This window comes from Stenotrophomonas sp. T8 (assembly GCF_051853085.1).
In the GTDB taxonomy this organism is placed as follows: Bacteria; Pseudomonadota; Gammaproteobacteria; order Xanthomonadales; family Xanthomonadaceae; genus Stenotrophomonas; species Stenotrophomonas sepilia.
Genome location: NZ_CP195329.1, coordinates 494,748 through 511,268 on the forward strand (window position 1 = coordinate 494,748; position 16,521 = coordinate 511,268).

Annotated in this window: 21 protein-coding genes; all 21 read left to right on the forward strand. The window is 62.7% G+C overall.

The features are described 5' to 3' along the window. Positions 1 to 41: 41 nt before the first annotated feature. The 21 genes from rpoC (at position 42) to rpsH (ending at position 16,505) form a co-directional block, all read left to right on the forward strand. Positions 42 to 4,265: a DNA-directed RNA polymerase subunit beta' gene (rpoC, locus tag ACSDHM_RS02205; RefSeq protein ID WP_061480645.1), complete on the forward strand. Its 4,224-nt coding sequence runs from the start codon at positions 42 to 44 to the stop codon at positions 4,263 to 4,265. Between the two features lie 284 nt (positions 4,266 to 4,549). After that, a complete protein-coding gene (gene rpsL, locus ACSDHM_RS02210; RefSeq protein ID WP_004145320.1) occupies positions 4,550 to 4,924 on the forward strand; it encodes a 30S ribosomal protein S12 in 375 nt (124 codons plus the stop codon). Positions 4,925 to 4,936: 12 nt separating this feature from the next. Next, entirely contained in the window at positions 4,937 to 5,410 is a 474-nt protein-coding gene (gene rpsG, locus ACSDHM_RS02215; RefSeq protein WP_004145321.1) for a 30S ribosomal protein S7, read from the forward strand. A gap of 141 nt (positions 5,411 to 5,551) precedes the next feature. Beyond that, positions 5,552 to 7,693, forward strand: a complete 2,142-nt coding sequence (gene fusA, locus ACSDHM_RS02220; protein ID WP_072167920.1) for an elongation factor G — start codon at positions 5,552 to 5,554, stop codon at positions 7,691 to 7,693. A 52-nt stretch (positions 7,694 to 7,745) separates the two neighbouring features. Continuing rightward, complete coding sequence (gene tuf / locus ACSDHM_RS02225; protein WP_065178958.1) at positions 7,746 to 8,936, forward strand: elongation factor Tu; 1,191 nt, start codon at positions 7,746 to 7,748, stop codon at positions 8,934 to 8,936. Between the two features lie 332 nt (positions 8,937 to 9,268). After that, positions 9,269 to 9,580: a 30S ribosomal protein S10 gene (gene rpsJ / locus ACSDHM_RS02230; protein WP_005408208.1), complete on the forward strand. Its 312-nt coding sequence runs from the start codon at positions 9,269 to 9,271 to the stop codon at positions 9,578 to 9,580. Between the two features lie 11 nt (positions 9,581 to 9,591). Next, positions 9,592 to 10,242, forward strand: a complete 651-nt coding sequence (gene rplC, locus ACSDHM_RS02235) for a 50S ribosomal protein L3 (RefSeq protein ID WP_004145336.1) — start codon at positions 9,592 to 9,594, stop codon at positions 10,240 to 10,242. Between the two features lie 12 nt (positions 10,243 to 10,254). Then, positions 10,255 to 10,860, forward strand: a complete 606-nt coding sequence (rplD, locus tag ACSDHM_RS02240) for a 50S ribosomal protein L4 (protein WP_005415412.1) — start codon at positions 10,255 to 10,257, stop codon at positions 10,858 to 10,860. Next, on the forward strand, positions 10,857 to 11,156 hold the full coding sequence (gene rplW, locus ACSDHM_RS02245) for a 50S ribosomal protein L23 (protein WP_004145338.1): 300 nt from the start codon (positions 10,857 to 10,859) through the stop codon (positions 11,154 to 11,156). The genes rplD and rplW overlap by 4 nt, the downstream gene beginning before the upstream one ends. 10 nt (positions 11,157 to 11,166) lie before the next feature. Then, positions 11,167 to 11,994 (forward strand): 50S ribosomal protein L2, encoded by an 828-nt coding sequence (gene rplB, locus ACSDHM_RS02250; protein WP_004145339.1) that lies wholly within the window; start codon positions 11,167 to 11,169, stop codon positions 11,992 to 11,994. A gap of 6 nt (positions 11,995 to 12,000) precedes the next feature. Continuing rightward, positions 12,001 to 12,270: a 30S ribosomal protein S19 gene (rpsS, locus tag ACSDHM_RS02255; protein WP_005415413.1), complete on the forward strand. Its 270-nt coding sequence runs from the start codon at positions 12,001 to 12,003 to the stop codon at positions 12,268 to 12,270. Between the two features lie 12 nt (positions 12,271 to 12,282). Beyond that, entirely contained in the window at positions 12,283 to 12,618 is a 336-nt protein-coding gene (gene rplV, locus ACSDHM_RS02260; RefSeq protein ID WP_004145348.1) for a 50S ribosomal protein L22, read from the forward strand. An 18-nt stretch (positions 12,619 to 12,636) separates the two neighbouring features. Next, positions 12,637 to 13,371 carry a 30S ribosomal protein S3 gene (gene rpsC, locus ACSDHM_RS02265; protein WP_005415414.1) on the forward strand — a complete coding sequence of 245 codons (735 nt, stop codon included), beginning with the start codon at positions 12,637 to 12,639 and terminating at the stop codon, positions 13,369 to 13,371. A 5-nt stretch (positions 13,372 to 13,376) separates the two neighbouring features. After that, positions 13,377 to 13,790 (forward strand): 50S ribosomal protein L16, encoded by a 414-nt coding sequence (gene rplP, locus ACSDHM_RS02270; RefSeq protein ID WP_004154486.1) that lies wholly within the window; start codon positions 13,377 to 13,379, stop codon positions 13,788 to 13,790. Beyond that, positions 13,790 to 13,975 carry a 50S ribosomal protein L29 gene (gene rpmC, locus ACSDHM_RS02275; RefSeq protein WP_004154487.1) on the forward strand — a complete coding sequence of 62 codons (186 nt, stop codon included), beginning with the start codon at positions 13,790 to 13,792 and terminating at the stop codon, positions 13,973 to 13,975. The genes rplP and rpmC overlap by 1 nt, the downstream gene beginning before the upstream one ends. Before the next feature lie 11 nt (positions 13,976 to 13,986). Continuing rightward, a complete protein-coding gene (gene rpsQ / locus ACSDHM_RS02280; protein ID WP_004154489.1) occupies positions 13,987 to 14,256 on the forward strand; it encodes a 30S ribosomal protein S17 in 270 nt (89 codons plus the stop codon). Between the two features lie 12 nt (positions 14,257 to 14,268). Further along, complete coding sequence (gene rplN, locus ACSDHM_RS02285) at positions 14,269 to 14,637, forward strand: 50S ribosomal protein L14 (protein WP_010483978.1); 369 nt, start codon at positions 14,269 to 14,271, stop codon at positions 14,635 to 14,637. 16 nt (positions 14,638 to 14,653) lie between these two features. Further along, on the forward strand, positions 14,654 to 14,971 hold the full coding sequence (gene rplX / locus ACSDHM_RS02290; protein WP_004154490.1) for a 50S ribosomal protein L24: 318 nt from the start codon (positions 14,654 to 14,656) through the stop codon (positions 14,969 to 14,971). A gap of 11 nt (positions 14,972 to 14,982) precedes the next feature. Continuing rightward, the gene (rplE, locus tag ACSDHM_RS02295; protein ID WP_005415416.1) at positions 14,983 to 15,525 is read left to right on the forward strand and encodes a 50S ribosomal protein L5; all 543 of its coding nucleotides are present in this window, start codon (positions 14,983 to 14,985) and stop codon (positions 15,523 to 15,525) included. 18 nt (positions 15,526 to 15,543) lie between these two features. Continuing rightward, positions 15,544 to 15,849 (forward strand): 30S ribosomal protein S14, encoded by a 306-nt coding sequence (gene rpsN / locus ACSDHM_RS02300; protein WP_005408209.1) that lies wholly within the window; start codon positions 15,544 to 15,546, stop codon positions 15,847 to 15,849. Positions 15,850 to 16,106: 257 nt separating this feature from the next. Continuing rightward, positions 16,107 to 16,505, forward strand: a complete 399-nt coding sequence (rpsH, locus tag ACSDHM_RS02305) for a 30S ribosomal protein S8 (protein WP_005408210.1) — start codon at positions 16,107 to 16,109, stop codon at positions 16,503 to 16,505. Positions 16,506 to 16,521: the final 16 nt, after the last annotated feature.

The following is a 16,521-nucleotide window of genomic DNA, read 5'->3' on the forward strand; positions in this document are numbered from 1 at the left end:
GAAAGCCCATCGACACAGCATTCCTCCTTCTGGAGAACACCATGAAAGACCTGCTCAACCTCTTCAACCAGCAGCGCCAGACGCTGGACTTCGACGCGATCAAGATCGCGCTGGCCTCGCCGGACCTGATCCGTTCGTGGTCCTTCGGCGAAGTGAAGAAGCCGGAAACCATCAACTACCGTACCTTCAAGCCGGAACGCGACGGCCTGTTCTGCGCCGCCATCTTCGGCCCGGTGAAGGACTACGAGTGCCTGTGCGGCAAGTACAAGCGCATGAAGCACCGCGGCGTGGTCTGCGAAAAGTGCGGCACCGAAGTGACCCTGGCCAAGGTGCGTCGTGAGCGCATGGGCCACATCGACCTGGCTTCGCCGGTCGCGCACATCTGGTTCCTCAAGTCGCTGCCGTCGCGCATTGGCCTGATGCTGGACATGACCCTGCGCGACATCGAGCGCGTGCTGTACTTCGAAGCGTACGTGGTGACCGAGCCGGGCCTGACCGCCCTGGAGCGCCGCCAGCTGCTGACCGAAGAACAGTACCTGCAGGCCCGCCAGGAGCACGGCGACGACTTCGACGCCGCCATGGGCGCCGAGGCCGTCTACGAACTGCTGCGCACGATCGACCTGCAGTCGGAGATGACCCGCCTGCGCGAGGAGATCGCCGCTACCGGTTCGGAAACCAAGCTCAAGCGCCTCACCAAGCGCATCAAGCTGATCGAAGCCTTCCTGGAATCGGGCAACCGTCCGGAATGGATGGTCATGACCGTGCTGCCGGTGCTGCCGCCGGACCTGCGTCCGCTGGTCCCGCTGGATGGCGGCCGCTTCGCGACCTCCGACCTGAACGACCTGTACCGCCGCGTCATCAACCGCAACAACCGCCTGCGCCGCCTGCTCGAACTGAGCGCGCCGGACATCATCGTGCGCAATGAAAAGCGCATGCTGCAGGAATCGGTCGATGCACTGCTGGACAACGGCCGCCGCGGTCGTGCCATCACCGGCACCAACAAGCGCCCGCTGAAGTCGCTGGCCGACATGATCAAGGGCAAGCAGGGCCGCTTCCGCCAGAACCTGCTCGGCAAGCGCGTCGACTACTCGGGCCGTTCGGTCATCGTGGTCGGCCCGTACCTGCGCCTGCACCAGTGCGGCCTGCCGAAGAAGATGGCGCTTGAGCTGTTCAAGCCGTTCGTCTTCGCCAAGCTGCAGCGTCGTGGCCTGGCCACCACCATCAAGGCCGCCAAGAAGCTGGTCGAGCGCGAAGAAGCCGAAGTCTGGGACATCCTGGAAGAGGTCATCCGCGAGCATCCGGTGATGCTGAACCGTGCGCCGACCCTGCACCGCCTGGGCATCCAGGCGTTCGAGCCGGTACTGATCGAGGGCAAGGCCATCCAGCTGCACCCGCTGGTCTGCACCGCGTTCAACGCCGACTTCGACGGTGACCAGATGGCCGTCCACGTGCCGCTCTCGCTGGAAGCCCAGCTGGAAGCGCGTGCGCTGATGATGTCGACCAACAACATCCTGTCGCCGGCCAACGGCGAGCCGATCATCGTGCCGTCGCAGGACGTCGTGCTGGGTCTGTACTACATGACCCGCTCGCTGGAGAACAAGAAGGGCGAGGGCATGGCCTTCGCCAACATCGCCGAAGTCAAGCGCGCCTACGACAACCGCGTGGTGGAACTGCACGCCAAGGTCAAGGTCCGCATCACCGAGGTGGTGACCGACGAAGACGGCAACAAGCAGAACAAGACCTCGATCGTGGACACCACGATCGGTCGCGCCCTGCTGGCTGAAATCCTGCCGGAAGGCCTGCCGTTCGCGCTGGCCAATGTCGAGCTGACCAAGAAGAACATCAGCCGCCTGATCAACTCCAGCTACCGCCAGCTCGGCCTGAAGGACACGGTCGTGTTCGCCGACAAGCTGATGTACACCGGCTTCGCCTATGCGACCCGCGCCGGCGTCTCGATCGGCATCGACGACATGCTGATCCCGGACGAGAAGAAGGGCATCCTCACCGAGGCCGAAGCCGAAGTGCTGGAAATCCAGGAGCAGTACCAGTCGGGCCTGGTCACCGCCGGCGAGCGCTACAACAAGGTGGTCGACATCTGGTCGCGCACCAACGAGCGCATCGCCAAGGCGATGATGGACACCATCGGTACCGAGAAGGTCGTCAATGCCAAGGGCGAGACCATCGACCAGAAGTCGATGAACTCGCTGTACATCATGGCCGACTCCGGTGCGCGTGGTTCGCAGGCGCAGATCCGTCAGCTGGCCGGCATGCGTGGCCTGATGGCCCGCCCGGACGGCTCGATCATCGAGACGCCCATCAAGGCGAACTTCCGCGAAGGCCTGAACGTGCAGGAGTACTTCAACTCCACCCACGGTGCCCGTAAGGGTCTGGCCGATACCGCGCTGAAGACCGCGAACTCGGGTTACCTGACCCGTCGCCTGGTCGACGTGGCGCAGGACGTGGTGATCACCGAAGTGGATTGCGGTACCACCGAAGGCCTGATCATGACCCCGATCGTGGAAGGCGGCGACGTGGTCGAGCCGCTGAAGGATCGCGTGCTGGGCCGCGTGGTTGCCGAGGACGTGTTCCTGCCGGGCAACGACGAAGATCCGATCGTCACCCGCAACACCCTGCTGGACGAAGCCTGGGTTGCCAAGCTGGAAGATGCCGGCGTGCAGACCATCAAGGTCCGCTCGACCATCTCCTGTGAATCGGCCTTCGGTGTCTGCTCGCGCTGCTACGGCCGCGACCTGGCGCGTGGCCACCTGGTCAACATCGGTGAAGCGGTCGGCGTCATCGCCGCCCAGTCCATCGGTGAGCCGGGTACCCAGCTGACCATGCGTACGTTCCACATCGGTGGTGCGGCGTCGCGAGCTGCTGCGGTCGACAACATCACCGTCAAGACCACCGGCTCGGTCAAGTTCAGCAACCTCAAGTCCGTGGAGCACGCCAACGGCTCGCTGGTGGCGGTGTCGCGCTCGGGCGAAATCTCGGTGCTCGATGCGCACGGCCGTGAGCGTGAGCGTTACAAGCTGCCGTACGGTGCGACCATCACGTCCAAGGACGGTGATGCGATCAAGGCTGGCCAGACCGTGGCCAACTGGGATCCGCATAACCACCCGATCGTGTCGGAAGTGGCCGGCTTCATCCGCTTCATCGACTTCGTCGACGGCGTCACCGTCATCGAGAAGACCGACGAGCTGACCGGCCTGGCCTCGCGCGAAATCACCGATCCGAAGCGTCGTGGTACCCAGGCCAAGGACCTGCGCCCGATCGTGCGCATCGTCGACGCCAAGGGCAACGACCTGTCGATCCCGGGCACCGACCTGCCGGCGCAGTACCTGCTGCCGCCGCGTTCGATCGTCAACCTGCAGGACGGCGCCCCGGTGGGCGTGGGCGACGTCGTCGCCAAGATCCCGCAGGAAGCGTCGAAGACCCGCGACATCACCGGTGGTCTGCCGCGCGTGGCCGACCTGTTCGAAGCGCGCAAGCCGAAGGATCCGGCGGTGCTGGCCGAGCGTTCGGGCATCATCAGCTTCGGCAAGGACACCAAGGGCAAGCAGCGCCTGATCATCAAGGACACTGATGGTTCGGAGCACGAAGAGCTGATCCCGAAGTACCGCCAGGTCATCGTGTTCGAAGGCGAGCATGTCACCAAGGGTGAAACCATCGTGGACGGCGAGCCGAGCCCGCAGGACATCCTGCGCCTGCTGGGTGTCGAGCCGCTGGCTGCCTACCTGGTCAAGGAAATCCAGGACGTGTACCGCCTGCAGGGCGTGAAGATCAACGACAAGCACATCGAGGTGATCACCCGCCAGATGCTGCGCAAGGTCGAGATCACCGACCAGGGCAGCAGCAAGTTCCTGAACGGCGAACAGGTGGAGCGCCAGCGCGTTATCGAGGAGAATGCGCGCCTGTCGACCCGCAACGAACTGCCGGCGCGCTTCGATCCGGTCCTGCTGGGTATCACCAAGGCCTCGCTGGCGACCGAATCGTTCATCTCGGCGGCCTCCTTCCAGGAGACCACCCGAGTGCTGACCGAGGCTGCCGTCCGCGGTACCAAGGACAACCTGCGTGGCCTGAAGGAAAACGTCATCGTCGGCCGCCTGATTCCGGCCGGTACCGGCCTGTCCTACCACAGCAGCCGCCGTCGCGGCGCTTCCGGTCTCACCGACTCGGAAATGCAGACCCTGGCCGGCACCCCGGCTGCGGTCGAGTCCCCGGTGGTTGAAGCCGAAGCTGAACAGGCCTCGGGCGAAGAATGAGGTATCCGGTCCGGCCGCAAGGCCGGACCACCCCGTCGATCCATCGATGGGATTGGGAAAGGGCAGGGGAGATCGTCCGCGATCGACCCAGCCAACCTGAACGGGGTACATGGAGGCCCCCCAGTAACGTCCCGGGATCAGGGACGGGCTTGACAGGAGGCGTTTGACTGCTTTCCTTGCAGGTTGCTACAATCGTCTGTCTCAGCAGGCCAAAATTTCGGCCTGCTTTAACATTTCCGCATCTCTGGCCGGATTTTCCGGCCACCAATCAGAAGAACCTACTGATGGCGACGATCAACCAGCTGGTCCGCAAGCCGCGGCAAGCGACCACCTACAAGAGTGCCTCGCCGGCGCTCGACAAGTGCCCGCAGCGCCGTGGCGTCTGCACCCGTGTCTACACCACCACTCCGAAGAAGCCGAACTCGGCTCTGCGCAAGGTTGCCAAGGTCCGCCTGACCAACCAGGAAGAAGTGATTTCCTACATCGGTGGTGAAGGCCACAACCTGCAGGAGCACTCCGTGGTCCTGATCCGCGGCGGTCGCGTCAAGGACCTGCCGGGTGTGCGTTACCACACCGTTCGTGGCTCGCTCGACGCCGCCGGCGTTGCCAAGCGTCGCCAGGCCCGTTCCAAGTACGGCGCCAAGCGTCCGAAGGCATAAGGAGAGAGCACTATGTCGCGTAAGGGTAATACTCCGCAGCGTTCCGTCCTGCCCGATCCGAAGCACGGAAGCGAAACCATCGCCCGTTTCATCAACATGGTCATGCAGAGCGGCAAGAAGTCCGTCGCCGAAAAGATCGTGTACGGCGCCATGGACGTGATCACCGAGAAGAACAGCAGCGCCAACGCCATTGAACTGGTGCAGAAGGCTCTGGACAACGTCGCTCCGGCGGTCGAAGTCAAGTCGCGCCGCGTCGGTGGTGCCACCTACCAGGTGCCGGTCGAAGTGCGTTCGTCGCGCAAGATGGCCCTGGCCATGCGCTGGCTGATCGACTCCGCGCGCAAGCGTGGTGAGAACACCATGCCGAAGAAGCTGGCTGCTGAACTGATCGACGCCTCGGAAAACCGCGGCGGCGCCATCAAGAAGCGCGAAGAAACCCACCGCATGGCCGAAGCCAACAAGGCATTCGCGCACTACCGCTGGTGAGTTTGACGGCCTTGTAAAACAGGCAGGGCAGCACCACTTCGGTGCGTGCTGCCTCGCGGTCCCAGAAGGACTGCGCCAATCCGAAGGCCGCCGAAAGGCGGCGTTCGGCCATCCGAAATCCAAGAAATCTGAGAGGCTCCCGTGGCCCGTTCCACTCCCATCGAGCGTTACCGTAACTTCGGCATCATGGCTCACATCGATGCCGGCAAGACCACCACGTCCGAGCGCATCCTGTTCTACACCGGCAAGAGCCACAAGATCGGTGAAGTGCACGACGGCGCCGCCACCATGGACTGGATGGAGCAGGAGCAGGAGCGTGGCATCACGATCCAGTCCGCTGCCACCACCGCGTTCTGGAAGGGCATGGACAAGTCCCTGCCGGAGCACCGCTTCAACATCATCGACACCCCCGGGCACGTCGACTTCACCATCGAAGTGGAGCGTTCGCTGCGCGTGCTCGACGGTGCCGTCTTCGTCCTGTGCGCCGTCGGTGGCGTGCAGCCGCAGTCGGAAACCGTGTGGCGCCAGGCAAACAAGTACCACGTGCCGCGCATCGCGTTCGTCAACAAGATGGACCGCACCGGTGCCAACTTCCAGAAGGTCGTCGGCCAGCTGAAGGCCAAGCTGGGTGCGGTTGCCGTGCCGATGCAGCTGCCGATCGGCGCTGAAGACAACTTCAAGGGCGTCGTCGACCTGCTGAAGATGAAGGCCATCCACTGGGATGAAGCTTCGCAGGGCATGAAGTTCGAATACAGCGACATCCCGGCCGAACTGCAGGGCCCGGCTGAAGAGGCTCGCCAGTTCATGGTCGAGACCGCTGCCGAAGCCAGCGAAGAGCTGATGGAAAAGTACCTGGGCGGCGAAGAGCTGGCCGAGGCTGAAATCATCAACGCCCTGCGTACCCGCACCCTGGCCACCGAGATCGTGCCGATGTACTGCGGCTCGGCCTTCAAGAACAAGGGCGTGCAGGCCATGCTGGACGGCGTGATCCAGCTGCTGCCGTCGCCGGTCGACGTGCCGGACGTGAAGGGCGTGGACGTTGACGACGACACCGTCGAAATGACCCGCAAGTCGGACGACAAGGCTCCGTTCTCGTCGCTGGCCTTCAAGATCATCACCGACCCGTTCGTCGGCGCGCTGACCTTCTTCCGTGTCTACTCGGGCACCCTGAACGGTGGCGACACCGTGCTGAACTCGGTGAAGGGCAAGAAGGAGCGCATCGGCCGCATCCTGCAGATGCACTCGAACAACCGCGAGGAAATCAAGGAAGTTCTGGCTGGTGACATCGCCGCTGCCGTGGGCCTGAAGGACACCACCACCGGTGACACCCTGTGCGCCGTGGACGCCCCGATCATCCTGGAGCGCATGACGTTCCCGGAGCCGGTGATCTCGATGGCCGTCGAGCCGAAGACCAAGTCGGACCAGGAAAAGATGGGCCTGGCCCTGGGCCGCCTGGCGCAGGAAGATCCGTCGTTCCGCGTCAAGACCGACGAAGAATCCGGCCAGACCATCATCTCGGGCATGGGCGAGCTGCACCTGGACATCATCGTTGACCGCCTGAAGCGCGAGTTCAACGTTGAAGCCAACGTCGGCGCGCCGCAGGTGGCCTACCGCGAAACCATCACCCTGGCCGACGTCAAGTCGGACTACAAGCACGCCAAGCAGTCCGGTGGTAAGGGTCAGTACGGTCACGTCGTGATCGAGCTGTCGCCGATCACCGCTGCCGACCGTGCCGATCCGAAGATCGCTCCGATGATCAAGGACGACTTCCTGTTCATCAACGACATCACCGGCGGCGTGATCCCGAAGGAATTCATCCCGTCGGTCGAGAAGGGCCTGCGCGAAACCATCACCAGCGGCCCGCTGGCTGGCTTCCCGGTCGTGGACGTCAAGGTGAAGCTGGTGTTCGGTTCGTACCACGACGTCGACTCCTCGGAAATGGCGTTCAAGCTGGCTTCGTCGATGGCCTTCAAGCAGGGCTTCGCCAAGGCCAAGCCGGTGCTGCTGGAGCCGATCATGAAGGTCGAGATCGTGACCCCGGAGGATTACCAGGGTGACGTGATGGGCGACGTCAGCCGTCGTCGCGGCGTGCTGCAGGGTTCCGACACCACCGGTGACGGTTCGGCCAGCATCATCAACGCGATGATCCCGCTGGGTGAAATGTTCGGCTACGCCACTGCGCTGCGTTCGCAGACCCAGGGCCGCGCCACCTTCACCATGGAATTCGATCACTACGAGCCGGCTCCGAGCAACATCGCCGAAGCCGTCATGAAGAAGGGCTGAGCCTCGCTCAGCCTCTCTTGAAACCACTTACGAACAATCAAGGTATAGAACAATGGCAAAGGGTAAGTTCGAACGCACCAAGCCGCACGTCAACGTCGGCACCATCGGTCACGTCGACCACGGCAAGACCACGCTGACCGCCGCACTGACCAAGATCGGTGCCGAGCGCTTCGGTGGCGAGTTCAAGGACTACTCCTCGATCGACGCCGCGCCGGAAGAAAAGGCGCGTGGCATCACGATCTCGACCGCGCACGTCGAATACGAATCCCCGACCCGTCACTACGCCCACGTTGACTGCCCGGGCCACGCTGACTACGTCAAGAACATGATCACCGGTGCCGCCCAGATGGACGGCGCGATCCTGGTGTGCTCGGCCGCTGACGGCCCGATGCCGCAGACCCGTGAGCACATCCTGCTGTCGCGCCAGGTCGGCGTGCCGTACATCGTCGTGTTCCTGAACAAGGCCGACATGGTGGACGACGCCGAGCTGCTCGAGCTGGTCGAGATGGAAGTGCGCGAGCTGCTGAGCAAGTACGAGTTCCCGGGCGACGACACCCCGATCATCGCCGGTTCGGCCCGTCTGGCGCTGGAAGGCGACCAGAGCGACATCGGCGTGCCGGCCATCCTGAAGCTGGTCGACGCGCTGGACAGCTGGATTCCGGAGCCGGAGCGTGCGATCGACAAGCCGTTCCTGATGCCGGTGGAAGACGTGTTCTCGATCTCGGGCCGCGGCACCGTGGTGACCGGTCGTATCGAGCGCGGCGTGATCAAGGTTGGCGACGAAATCGAAATCGTCGGCATCCGTCCGGTGCAGAAGACCACCGTGACCGGCGTTGAAATGTTCCGCAAGCTGCTGGACCAGGGTCAGGCAGGCGACAACGCTGGCCTGCTGCTGCGCGGCACCAAGCGTGACGACGTCGAGCGTGGCCAGGTGCTGGCCAAGCCGGGCACGATCAAGCCGCACACCAAGTTCGAAGGCGAAGTGTACGTCCTGTCGAAGGACGAGGGCGGCCGCCACACCCCGTTCTTCAACGGTTACCGTCCGCAGTTCTACTTCCGCACCACCGACATCACCGGTGCCGCCAAGCTGCCGGAAGGCGTCGAAATGGTGATGCCGGGTGACAACGTCAAGATGGAAGTCACCCTGATCAACCCGGTGGCCATGGACGAAGGCCTGCGCTTCGCCATCCGCGAAGGCGGTCGTACCGTCGGCGCCGGCGTGGTCTCGAAGATCATCGAGTAATCTGGTAGTATCTGCGCCCCGATGTTGCCTGGGTAGGGCATCGGGGCGTATCAAATGGGAAAGCAGGCACAGGATGTGCCTTGTGTTCCCCGGACCAGGAAGGGTCAATGCCATTCAGGCGGCGTCAACAGGTGACTGTTGACAGCTGCCTTGCGTGCCATTATGCTTCTACGTCTGGGCAGGCCGGGTAACTGGTCTGCCTACGTTTTTGAGGTCCACGGATTGACCTTGGCGGCCTGCAGGACTGCGGGCCGTCCGTATTCAGGAATTTCATGGGGCAAAGCAACCCAGAGGCTTTGTCTGTCGCTCTTTTAACGAAGGAACCTACCGCCATGGCGGACCAAAAGATCCGGATCCGGCTGAAAGCGTTCGATCATCGTCTGATCGACCGTTCGGCCAGCGAGATCGTTGAAACGGCAAAGCGGACCGGCGCGCAAGTGCGTGGCCCGATCCCGCTGCCGACCAAGATCGAGCGTTACACCGTTCTCGTTTCCCCGCACGTCGACAAGGACGCGCGTGACCAGTACGAGACCCGCACGCACAAGCGCGTGCTCGATATCGTTGACCCGAATGACAAGACCGTGGACGCGCTGATGAAGCTCGAACTGGCTGCCGGCGTCGACGTTCAGATCAAGCTGACCTGAGGACTACGACCATGACGAAGAAGTATTCGTTGGGCTTCGTGGGCCGCAAGGCCGGCATGAGCCGCGTGTTCACTGAAGATGGCCGCTCCATCCCGGTGACCCTGATCGAAGCAACCCCGAACCGCATCGCGCAGATCAAGACCGTCGAAACCGACGGCTACAGCGCCGTGCAGGTGACCGTCGGCGCGCGTCGCGCTGCCCTGGTCAACAAGCCGGAAGCCGGCCACTTCGCCAAGGCGAAGGTGGAAGCGGGTCGTGGCCTGTGGGAATTCCGCGTTGAAGACGCGCAGCTCGGCGATTTCGCCGTTGGCGGCGAAGTCAAGGCGGACATCTTCGAAGTCGGCCAGATCGTCGACGTCCAGGGTGTCACCAAGGGTAAGGGCTTCCAGGGCACCATCAAGCGCCACAACTTCCGTATGGGCGATGCAACCCACGGTAACTCGCTGTCGCATCGCGCGCCGGGTTCGCTGGGTCAGCGCCAGACCCCGGGTCGCGTTTTCCCGGGCAAGAAGATGTCGGGCCACATGGGCGCGGTGCAGCAGAGCACCCAGAACCTGGAAGTGGTCAAGGTCGACGTCGAGCGCGGTCTGATCGCGGTTCGCGGCGCCGTTCCGGGCGCGGCGGGTGGCGATGTGATCGTCCGTCCGGCGAGCAAGGCATAAGGAGAGATGACGATGGAACTCGTTATCACGGGTAGCAACAACAAGGTCTCGGTCTCCGAAGCCGTGTTCGGTCGCGATTTCAGCGAAGATCTGGTCCACCAGGTCGTCGTTGCTTACCGCAACGCCGGTCGCGCCGGCACCAAGGCACAGAAGACTCGCTCCGAAGTGGCTGGTACCACCAAGAAGTCGAAGAAGCAGAAGGGCGGCGGCGCGCGTCATGGCGCACTGACGGCTCCGATCTTCGTCGGCGGCGGTGTCACCTTCGCGGCCAAGCCGCGCAGCTTCGAGCAGAAGGTCAATCGCAAGCAGTACCGTGCCGCCATGTGCGCGATCCTGTCCGAGCTGAACCGTCAGGGCCGTCTGACCATCGTGGAGGCCTTCGACGTCGAAGCCACCAGCACGAAGGGTCTGATCGCCAAGCTGGCCGGCCTGGAAGTGGGCAAGCGCCCGCTGATCGTCACCGAGGAAGCGTCCGAGCACCTGTACCTGTCCGCCCGCAATCTGCCGTACGTGCAGGTGCGTGACGTGCAGGGTCTGGACCCGGTCTCGCTGGTGGGTGCCGACACGGTCGTCATCACCGCTGACGCGGTCAAGAAGGTCGAGGAGTGGCTGGCATGAACAGCAACGAAAAAATCTTCAGCGTGCTGCGTGCCCCGCGTGTCTCGGAAAAGACCGCGCGCCTGCAGGAACTCTCCAATCAGTATGTCTTCGAAGTTTCGAACGAAGCCACCAAGGCCGATGTAAAGGCCGCGGTTGAGCAGCTGTTCGACGTCAAGGTCGAAGCCGTCAACGTGGTCAACGTCAAGGGCAAGAACAAGTCCTTCCGTAACCGTGCTGGCCGCCGCGGCGATTGGCGCAAGGCGTACGTTCGCCTGGCCGACGGCCAGTCGATCGATGTAACGGCCAAGGCCTGAGGTACATCCCATGCCATTGATGAAATTCAAGCCCACCTCCCCCGGCCGCCGTTCGGCCGTGCGCGTGGTCACCCCCGACCTGCACAAGGGTGCTCCGCACGCCGCGCTGGTCGAGTCGCAGAGCCGCTCGGGTGGTCGTAACCACCACGGTCGCATCACCGTGCGTCACGTCGGTGGTGGTGCCAAGCAGCACTACCGCATCATCGACTTCAAGCGCAACAAGCTGGGCATCCCGGCGCGCGTGGAACGCATCGAATACGATCCGAACCGCACCGCCCACATCGCTCTGCTGTGCTACGTCGACGGTGAGCGTCGCTACATCATCGCCCCGAAGGGCCTGAAGGCTGGTGATCAGGTGATCGCTGGTTCGGACGCCCCGATCAAGGCCGGCAACACCCTGCCGCTGCGCAACATCCCGGTCGGCACCACCATCCACTGCATCGAACTGAAGCCGGGCAAGGGCGCTCAGATCGCTCGTGCCGCTGGTGCGGCCGTGCAGCTGGTGGCTCGTGAAGGCATCTACGCCACCCTGCGCCTGCGCTCGGGTGAAATGCGCAAGGTTCCGGTCGAGTGCTGCGCCACCATCGGCGAAGTCGGCAACGACGAGCACAGCCTGGAAAAGCTGGGCAAGGCCGGTGCCAAGCGTTGGCGCGGCGTCCGCCCGACCGTTCGTGGTGCTGCCATGAACCCGGTTGACCACCCGCACGGTGGTGGTGAGGCCAAGGCCGGCCAGGGTAACCCGCATCCGGTCACCCCGTGGGGTGTCCCGACCAAGGGTTACAAGACGCGCCATAACAAGCGCACTCAGCAGTTCATCGTCCGCGATCGTAGGGGCTAATCGACCATGGCACGTTCACTCAAGAAGGGCCCGTTCGTCGATCACCACCTCGTCAAGAAGGTGGAGGCCGCTGCGGGCAGCAAGAAGCCGATCAAGACCTGGTCGCGCCGTTCGATGATCCTGCCTGACATGGTAGGCATCACCATTGCCGTGCATAACGGCAAGAACCACATCCCGGTTCTCGTCAACGAGAACATGGTCGGCCACAAGCTCGGCGAATTTGCCATCACCCGGACCTTCAAGGGTCACGGTGGTGACAAGAAGTCGGGCAAGTAAGGAGAGATGACAATGGAAGCGAAAGCCATCCTGCGCACTGCGCGCATCTCCCCGCAGAAGGCTCGTCTGGTCGCTGACCAGGTGCGCGGTCTGCCGGCCGAACGTGCGGTCAACCTGCTGAAGTTCTCGGACAAGAAGGCTGCCCACCTGATCAAGAAGGTGGTGGAGTCGGCAATTGCCAACGCCGAGAACAACCAGGGCGCCGACGTCGACGAGCTGAAGGTTCAGACCATCATGGTTGATGAAGGTCCGACCCTGAAGCGTTTCATGGCGCGGGCGAAAGGCCGCGGTACCCGCATCCTCAAGCGCACCAGCCACATCACTGTGGTTGTGGGCGCCGCCAAGTAAGCGGATAAGGAAAAGACCATGGGTCATAAAGTTCATCCGATTGGTATCCGCCTCGGCATTTCCAAGGACTGGAACTCCAAGTGGTACGCCAACAAGGCCGAGTTCGCCGGTTACCTGGCAGCCGACCTGAAAGTGCGCGACATGCTGCGCAAGAAGCTGGCTCAGGCCGGCATCAGCAAGATCCTGATCGAGCGTCCGGCCAAGACCGCTCGCGTGACGATCCACACCGCCCGTCCGGGCGTGGTGATCGGCAAGCGCGGTGAGGACATCGAGAAGCTGCGCAAGGAAGTGAGCGAGATGATGGGCGTCCCGGCGCACATCAACGTCACCGAAGTGCGCAAGCCGGAACTGGACGCGCAGCTCGTTGCCGAGTCGATCGCCCAGCAGCTGGAGCGTCGCATCATGTTCCGCCGTGCAATGAAGCGCTCGGTCGGCAACGCGATGCGCCTGGGTGCCCTGGGCATCAAGGTCAACGTCGGTGGCCGCCTCAACGGTGCAGAAATCGCCCGTTCGGAGTGGTACCGCGAAGGCCGCGTGCCGCTGCACACCCTGCGTGCCGACATCGACTATGGCTTCGCTGAAGCCAAGACGACCTACGGCATCATCGGCATCAAGGTCTGGATCTACAAGGGCGAGGTCTTCGATTTCTCCCAGGTTGGCCAGGAAAAGCAGGACGACACCCCGTCGCGCAACGATCGTCACGATCGCGGCGACCGTGGTGACCGTCAGCGCCCGGCCCGTGAAGCGAGGTAACGACAATGTTGCAACCCAAGCGAACCAAGTACCGCAAGGTACACAAGGGCCGTAACGATGGCCTGAGCTGGAGCGCCAACGCTGTCAGCTTCGGCGAATACGGCCTGAAGGCAACCGCACACGGTCAGCTGACCGCGCGCCAGATCGAAGCGGCCCGCCGCTCGATCAGCCGCTACGTCAAGCGCGGCGGCAAGATGTGGATCCGCGTGTTCCCCGACAAGCCCATCACCAAGAAGCCCATCGAAGTCCGAATGGGTTCGGGTAAGGGTAACGTGGAATACTGGGTGGCCCAGATCCAGCCCGGCCGCATGATCTATGAAATCGAGGGTGTTTCCGAGGAAGTGGCTCGCGAGGCGTTCCGCCTGGCCGCCGCCAAGCTCTCGGTCACCACCACTTTCGTGACCCGTACGGTGCGCTGATGGATATCAAAACTCTCCGTGAAAAGTCGGCTGACGAACTCAAGGCCCACCTGATCGACCTGCGTAAGGAACAGTTCTCTGTCCGTATGCAGCAGGTCACCGGCCAGCTGCCGAAGACCCACGACATTCGCCGGGTCCGTCGCGAGATTGCTCGCGTCAAGACCCTGCTCGGCAGCACGAAGTAAGGATGGCCGCTATGAGCGACAATACTGAAAAGAAGACGCTGCGCACGGTCGAAGGCCGTGTCGTCAGCAACAAGATGGACAAGACGGTTACCGTCCTGGTTGAGCGTCAGGTCAAGCACGCGCTGTACGGCAAGTACATCAAGCGCTCGACCAAGCTGCACGCCCACGATGCCGACAACGCCTGCAAGGAAGGCGACGTCGTCCGCGTGACCGAGATTGCTCCGATGTCCAAGACCAAGAACTGGCGCGTGGTGGAAGTCATCACGCGTGCGGCTGAATAAGGAGTCTGAATCATGATCCAGATGCAGAGCTACCTTGACGTCGCGGACAATTCGGGTGCCAAGCAGGTGATGTGCTTCAAGGTGCTGGGTGGTTCCAAGCGCCGTTACGCCGGTATCGGCGACATCATCAAGGTCACCGTGAAGGATGCAATTCCGCGCGGCAAGGTCAAGAAGGGTGAAGTGTATGACGCCGTCGTGGTGCGTACCCGCAAGGGTGTGCGTCGCGCCGACGGTTCGCTGATCCGCTTCGACGGCAACGCTGCCGTCCTGCTGAACAACAAGCAGGAGCCGATCGGTACCCGTATCTTCGGGCCGGTGACCCGTGAACTTCGTTCGGAGAAGTTCATGAAGATCGTCTCGCTCGCTCCCGAAGTGCTGTGAGCGACAGGAGATAATCATGGCTAACCGTATCAAGAAGGGCGACCAGGTTGTCGTCAACGCTGGCAAGGACAAGGGCAAGCAGGGCGAAGTCGTCCGCGTCGACGGCGACCGCGTGGTCGTGGCCAACGTGAACATCGTCAAGCGCCACACCAAGCCGAACCCGCAGGCAGGTGTTGCCGGCGGCGTGGTCGAGCGCGAAGCTTCGATCCATATCTCCAACGTGAACGTGCTGAACCCGGCTTCGGGCAAGGGCGAACGCGTTGGCTTCAAGGTGCTGGAGGATGGACGCAAACTGCGTGTGTTCCGCTCCAGCGGTGAGGCGCTCGACGCCTGAGGAATGTGAAGATGACTTCCCGTCTCGAAAAGATCTACAAGGAAGAAGTGGTGCCGGCGCTGATGAAGCAGTTCGGCTACACCAATCCGATGGAAGTACCGAAGCTCGTCAAGGTCACCCTGAACATGGGTGTCGGCGAGGCTGCCACCAACAAGAAGATCCTGGAAAACGCCGTCGCGGACATGACCAAGATTTCCGGCCAGAAGCCGGTTGTCACCAAGTCGCGTATCTCGGTTGCGTCGTTCAAGATCCGTGATGGTTGGCCGATCGGCTGCAAGACCACGCTGCGTCGCCACAAGATGTACGAGTTCCTGGACCGCCTGATCAACATCTCGCTGCCGCGCGTGCGCGACTTCCGTGGTGTTTCCGGTCGTTCCTTCGACGGCCGCGGCAACTTCAACATGGGTGTGAAGGAGCAGATCATCTTCCCGGAAATCGACTTCGACGCCGTCGACGCGATCCGCGGTATGGATATCGCCATCACCACCACTGCGAAGACCGACGCGGAAGCGAAGGCGCTGCTGGCAGCGTTCAAGTTCCCGTTCCGTAACTGATCTGTCGAGGAAACCGAAATGGCAAAGACCTCCATGGTCAACCGCGACATCAAGCGGGAAAAGCTGGCCAAGAAGTACGCTGAGAAGCGTGCGGCTCTGAAGAAGATCGTGTCCTCCGTGGACGCGACCTACGAAGAGAAGATCGACGCCGCAACCAAGCTGGCCAAGCTGCCGCGCGATTCGTCGCCGAGCCGTCAGCGCAACCGTTGCGAGCTGTCGGGTCGTCCGCGTGGCGTGTACAGCAAGTTCGGCCTCGGCCGCAACAAGCTGCGCGAAGCCACCATGCGTGGCGACGTCCCGGGCCTGCGCAAGGCCAGCTGGTAATCCCAGCCGGCCCTGCGATCAGGAGCCCCCTCGGGGGCTTCTGAACCGGGGAGGGAGGCGTTCAGCTTCCTTTCTGCGAAAAAACCCGAAGAGCCCGGCGCAAGTCGGGCTCTTTTGGCGTATACTCCCGCGTCTTGCCCTGCGCAAACGGGGTTGTAGGAGTGGGCCCCGGCCCGCTGCATCAAGGGACCTGGCCCGTTTCCAGGAGACAACAGATTTTCGCGAAAGCGGATATCGGTGCACTCAAAGGTACTCATATGAGCATGACTGATCCCATCGCCGACCTGCTGGTCCGCATCAAGAATGCGGCTGCGGTTGGCAAGCAGACGGTGAAAGCCCCGTCGTCCAAGATCAAGGTTGCGATCGCCCAGGTCCTGAAGGACGAGGGTTACATCACCGACCTGCGCGTGACCCAGCTGGAAAACAACAAGTCCGAGCTGGAAATCGTGCTGAAGTATTTCGAAGGCAAGCCGGTCATCGCGACCCTGAAGCGCTTCTCGCGTTCGGGCCTGCGCCAGTACCGCGGCAAGAGCGAGCTGCCGAAGGTCATGAATGGCCTGGGCATCTCCATCATTTCCACCTCCAAGGGCATCATGACTGATGCGCAGGCGCGCCAGCTGGGCGTCGGCGGCGAAGTCCTGTGCTTCGTGGCCTAAGGCGAAAGGAGTAGAA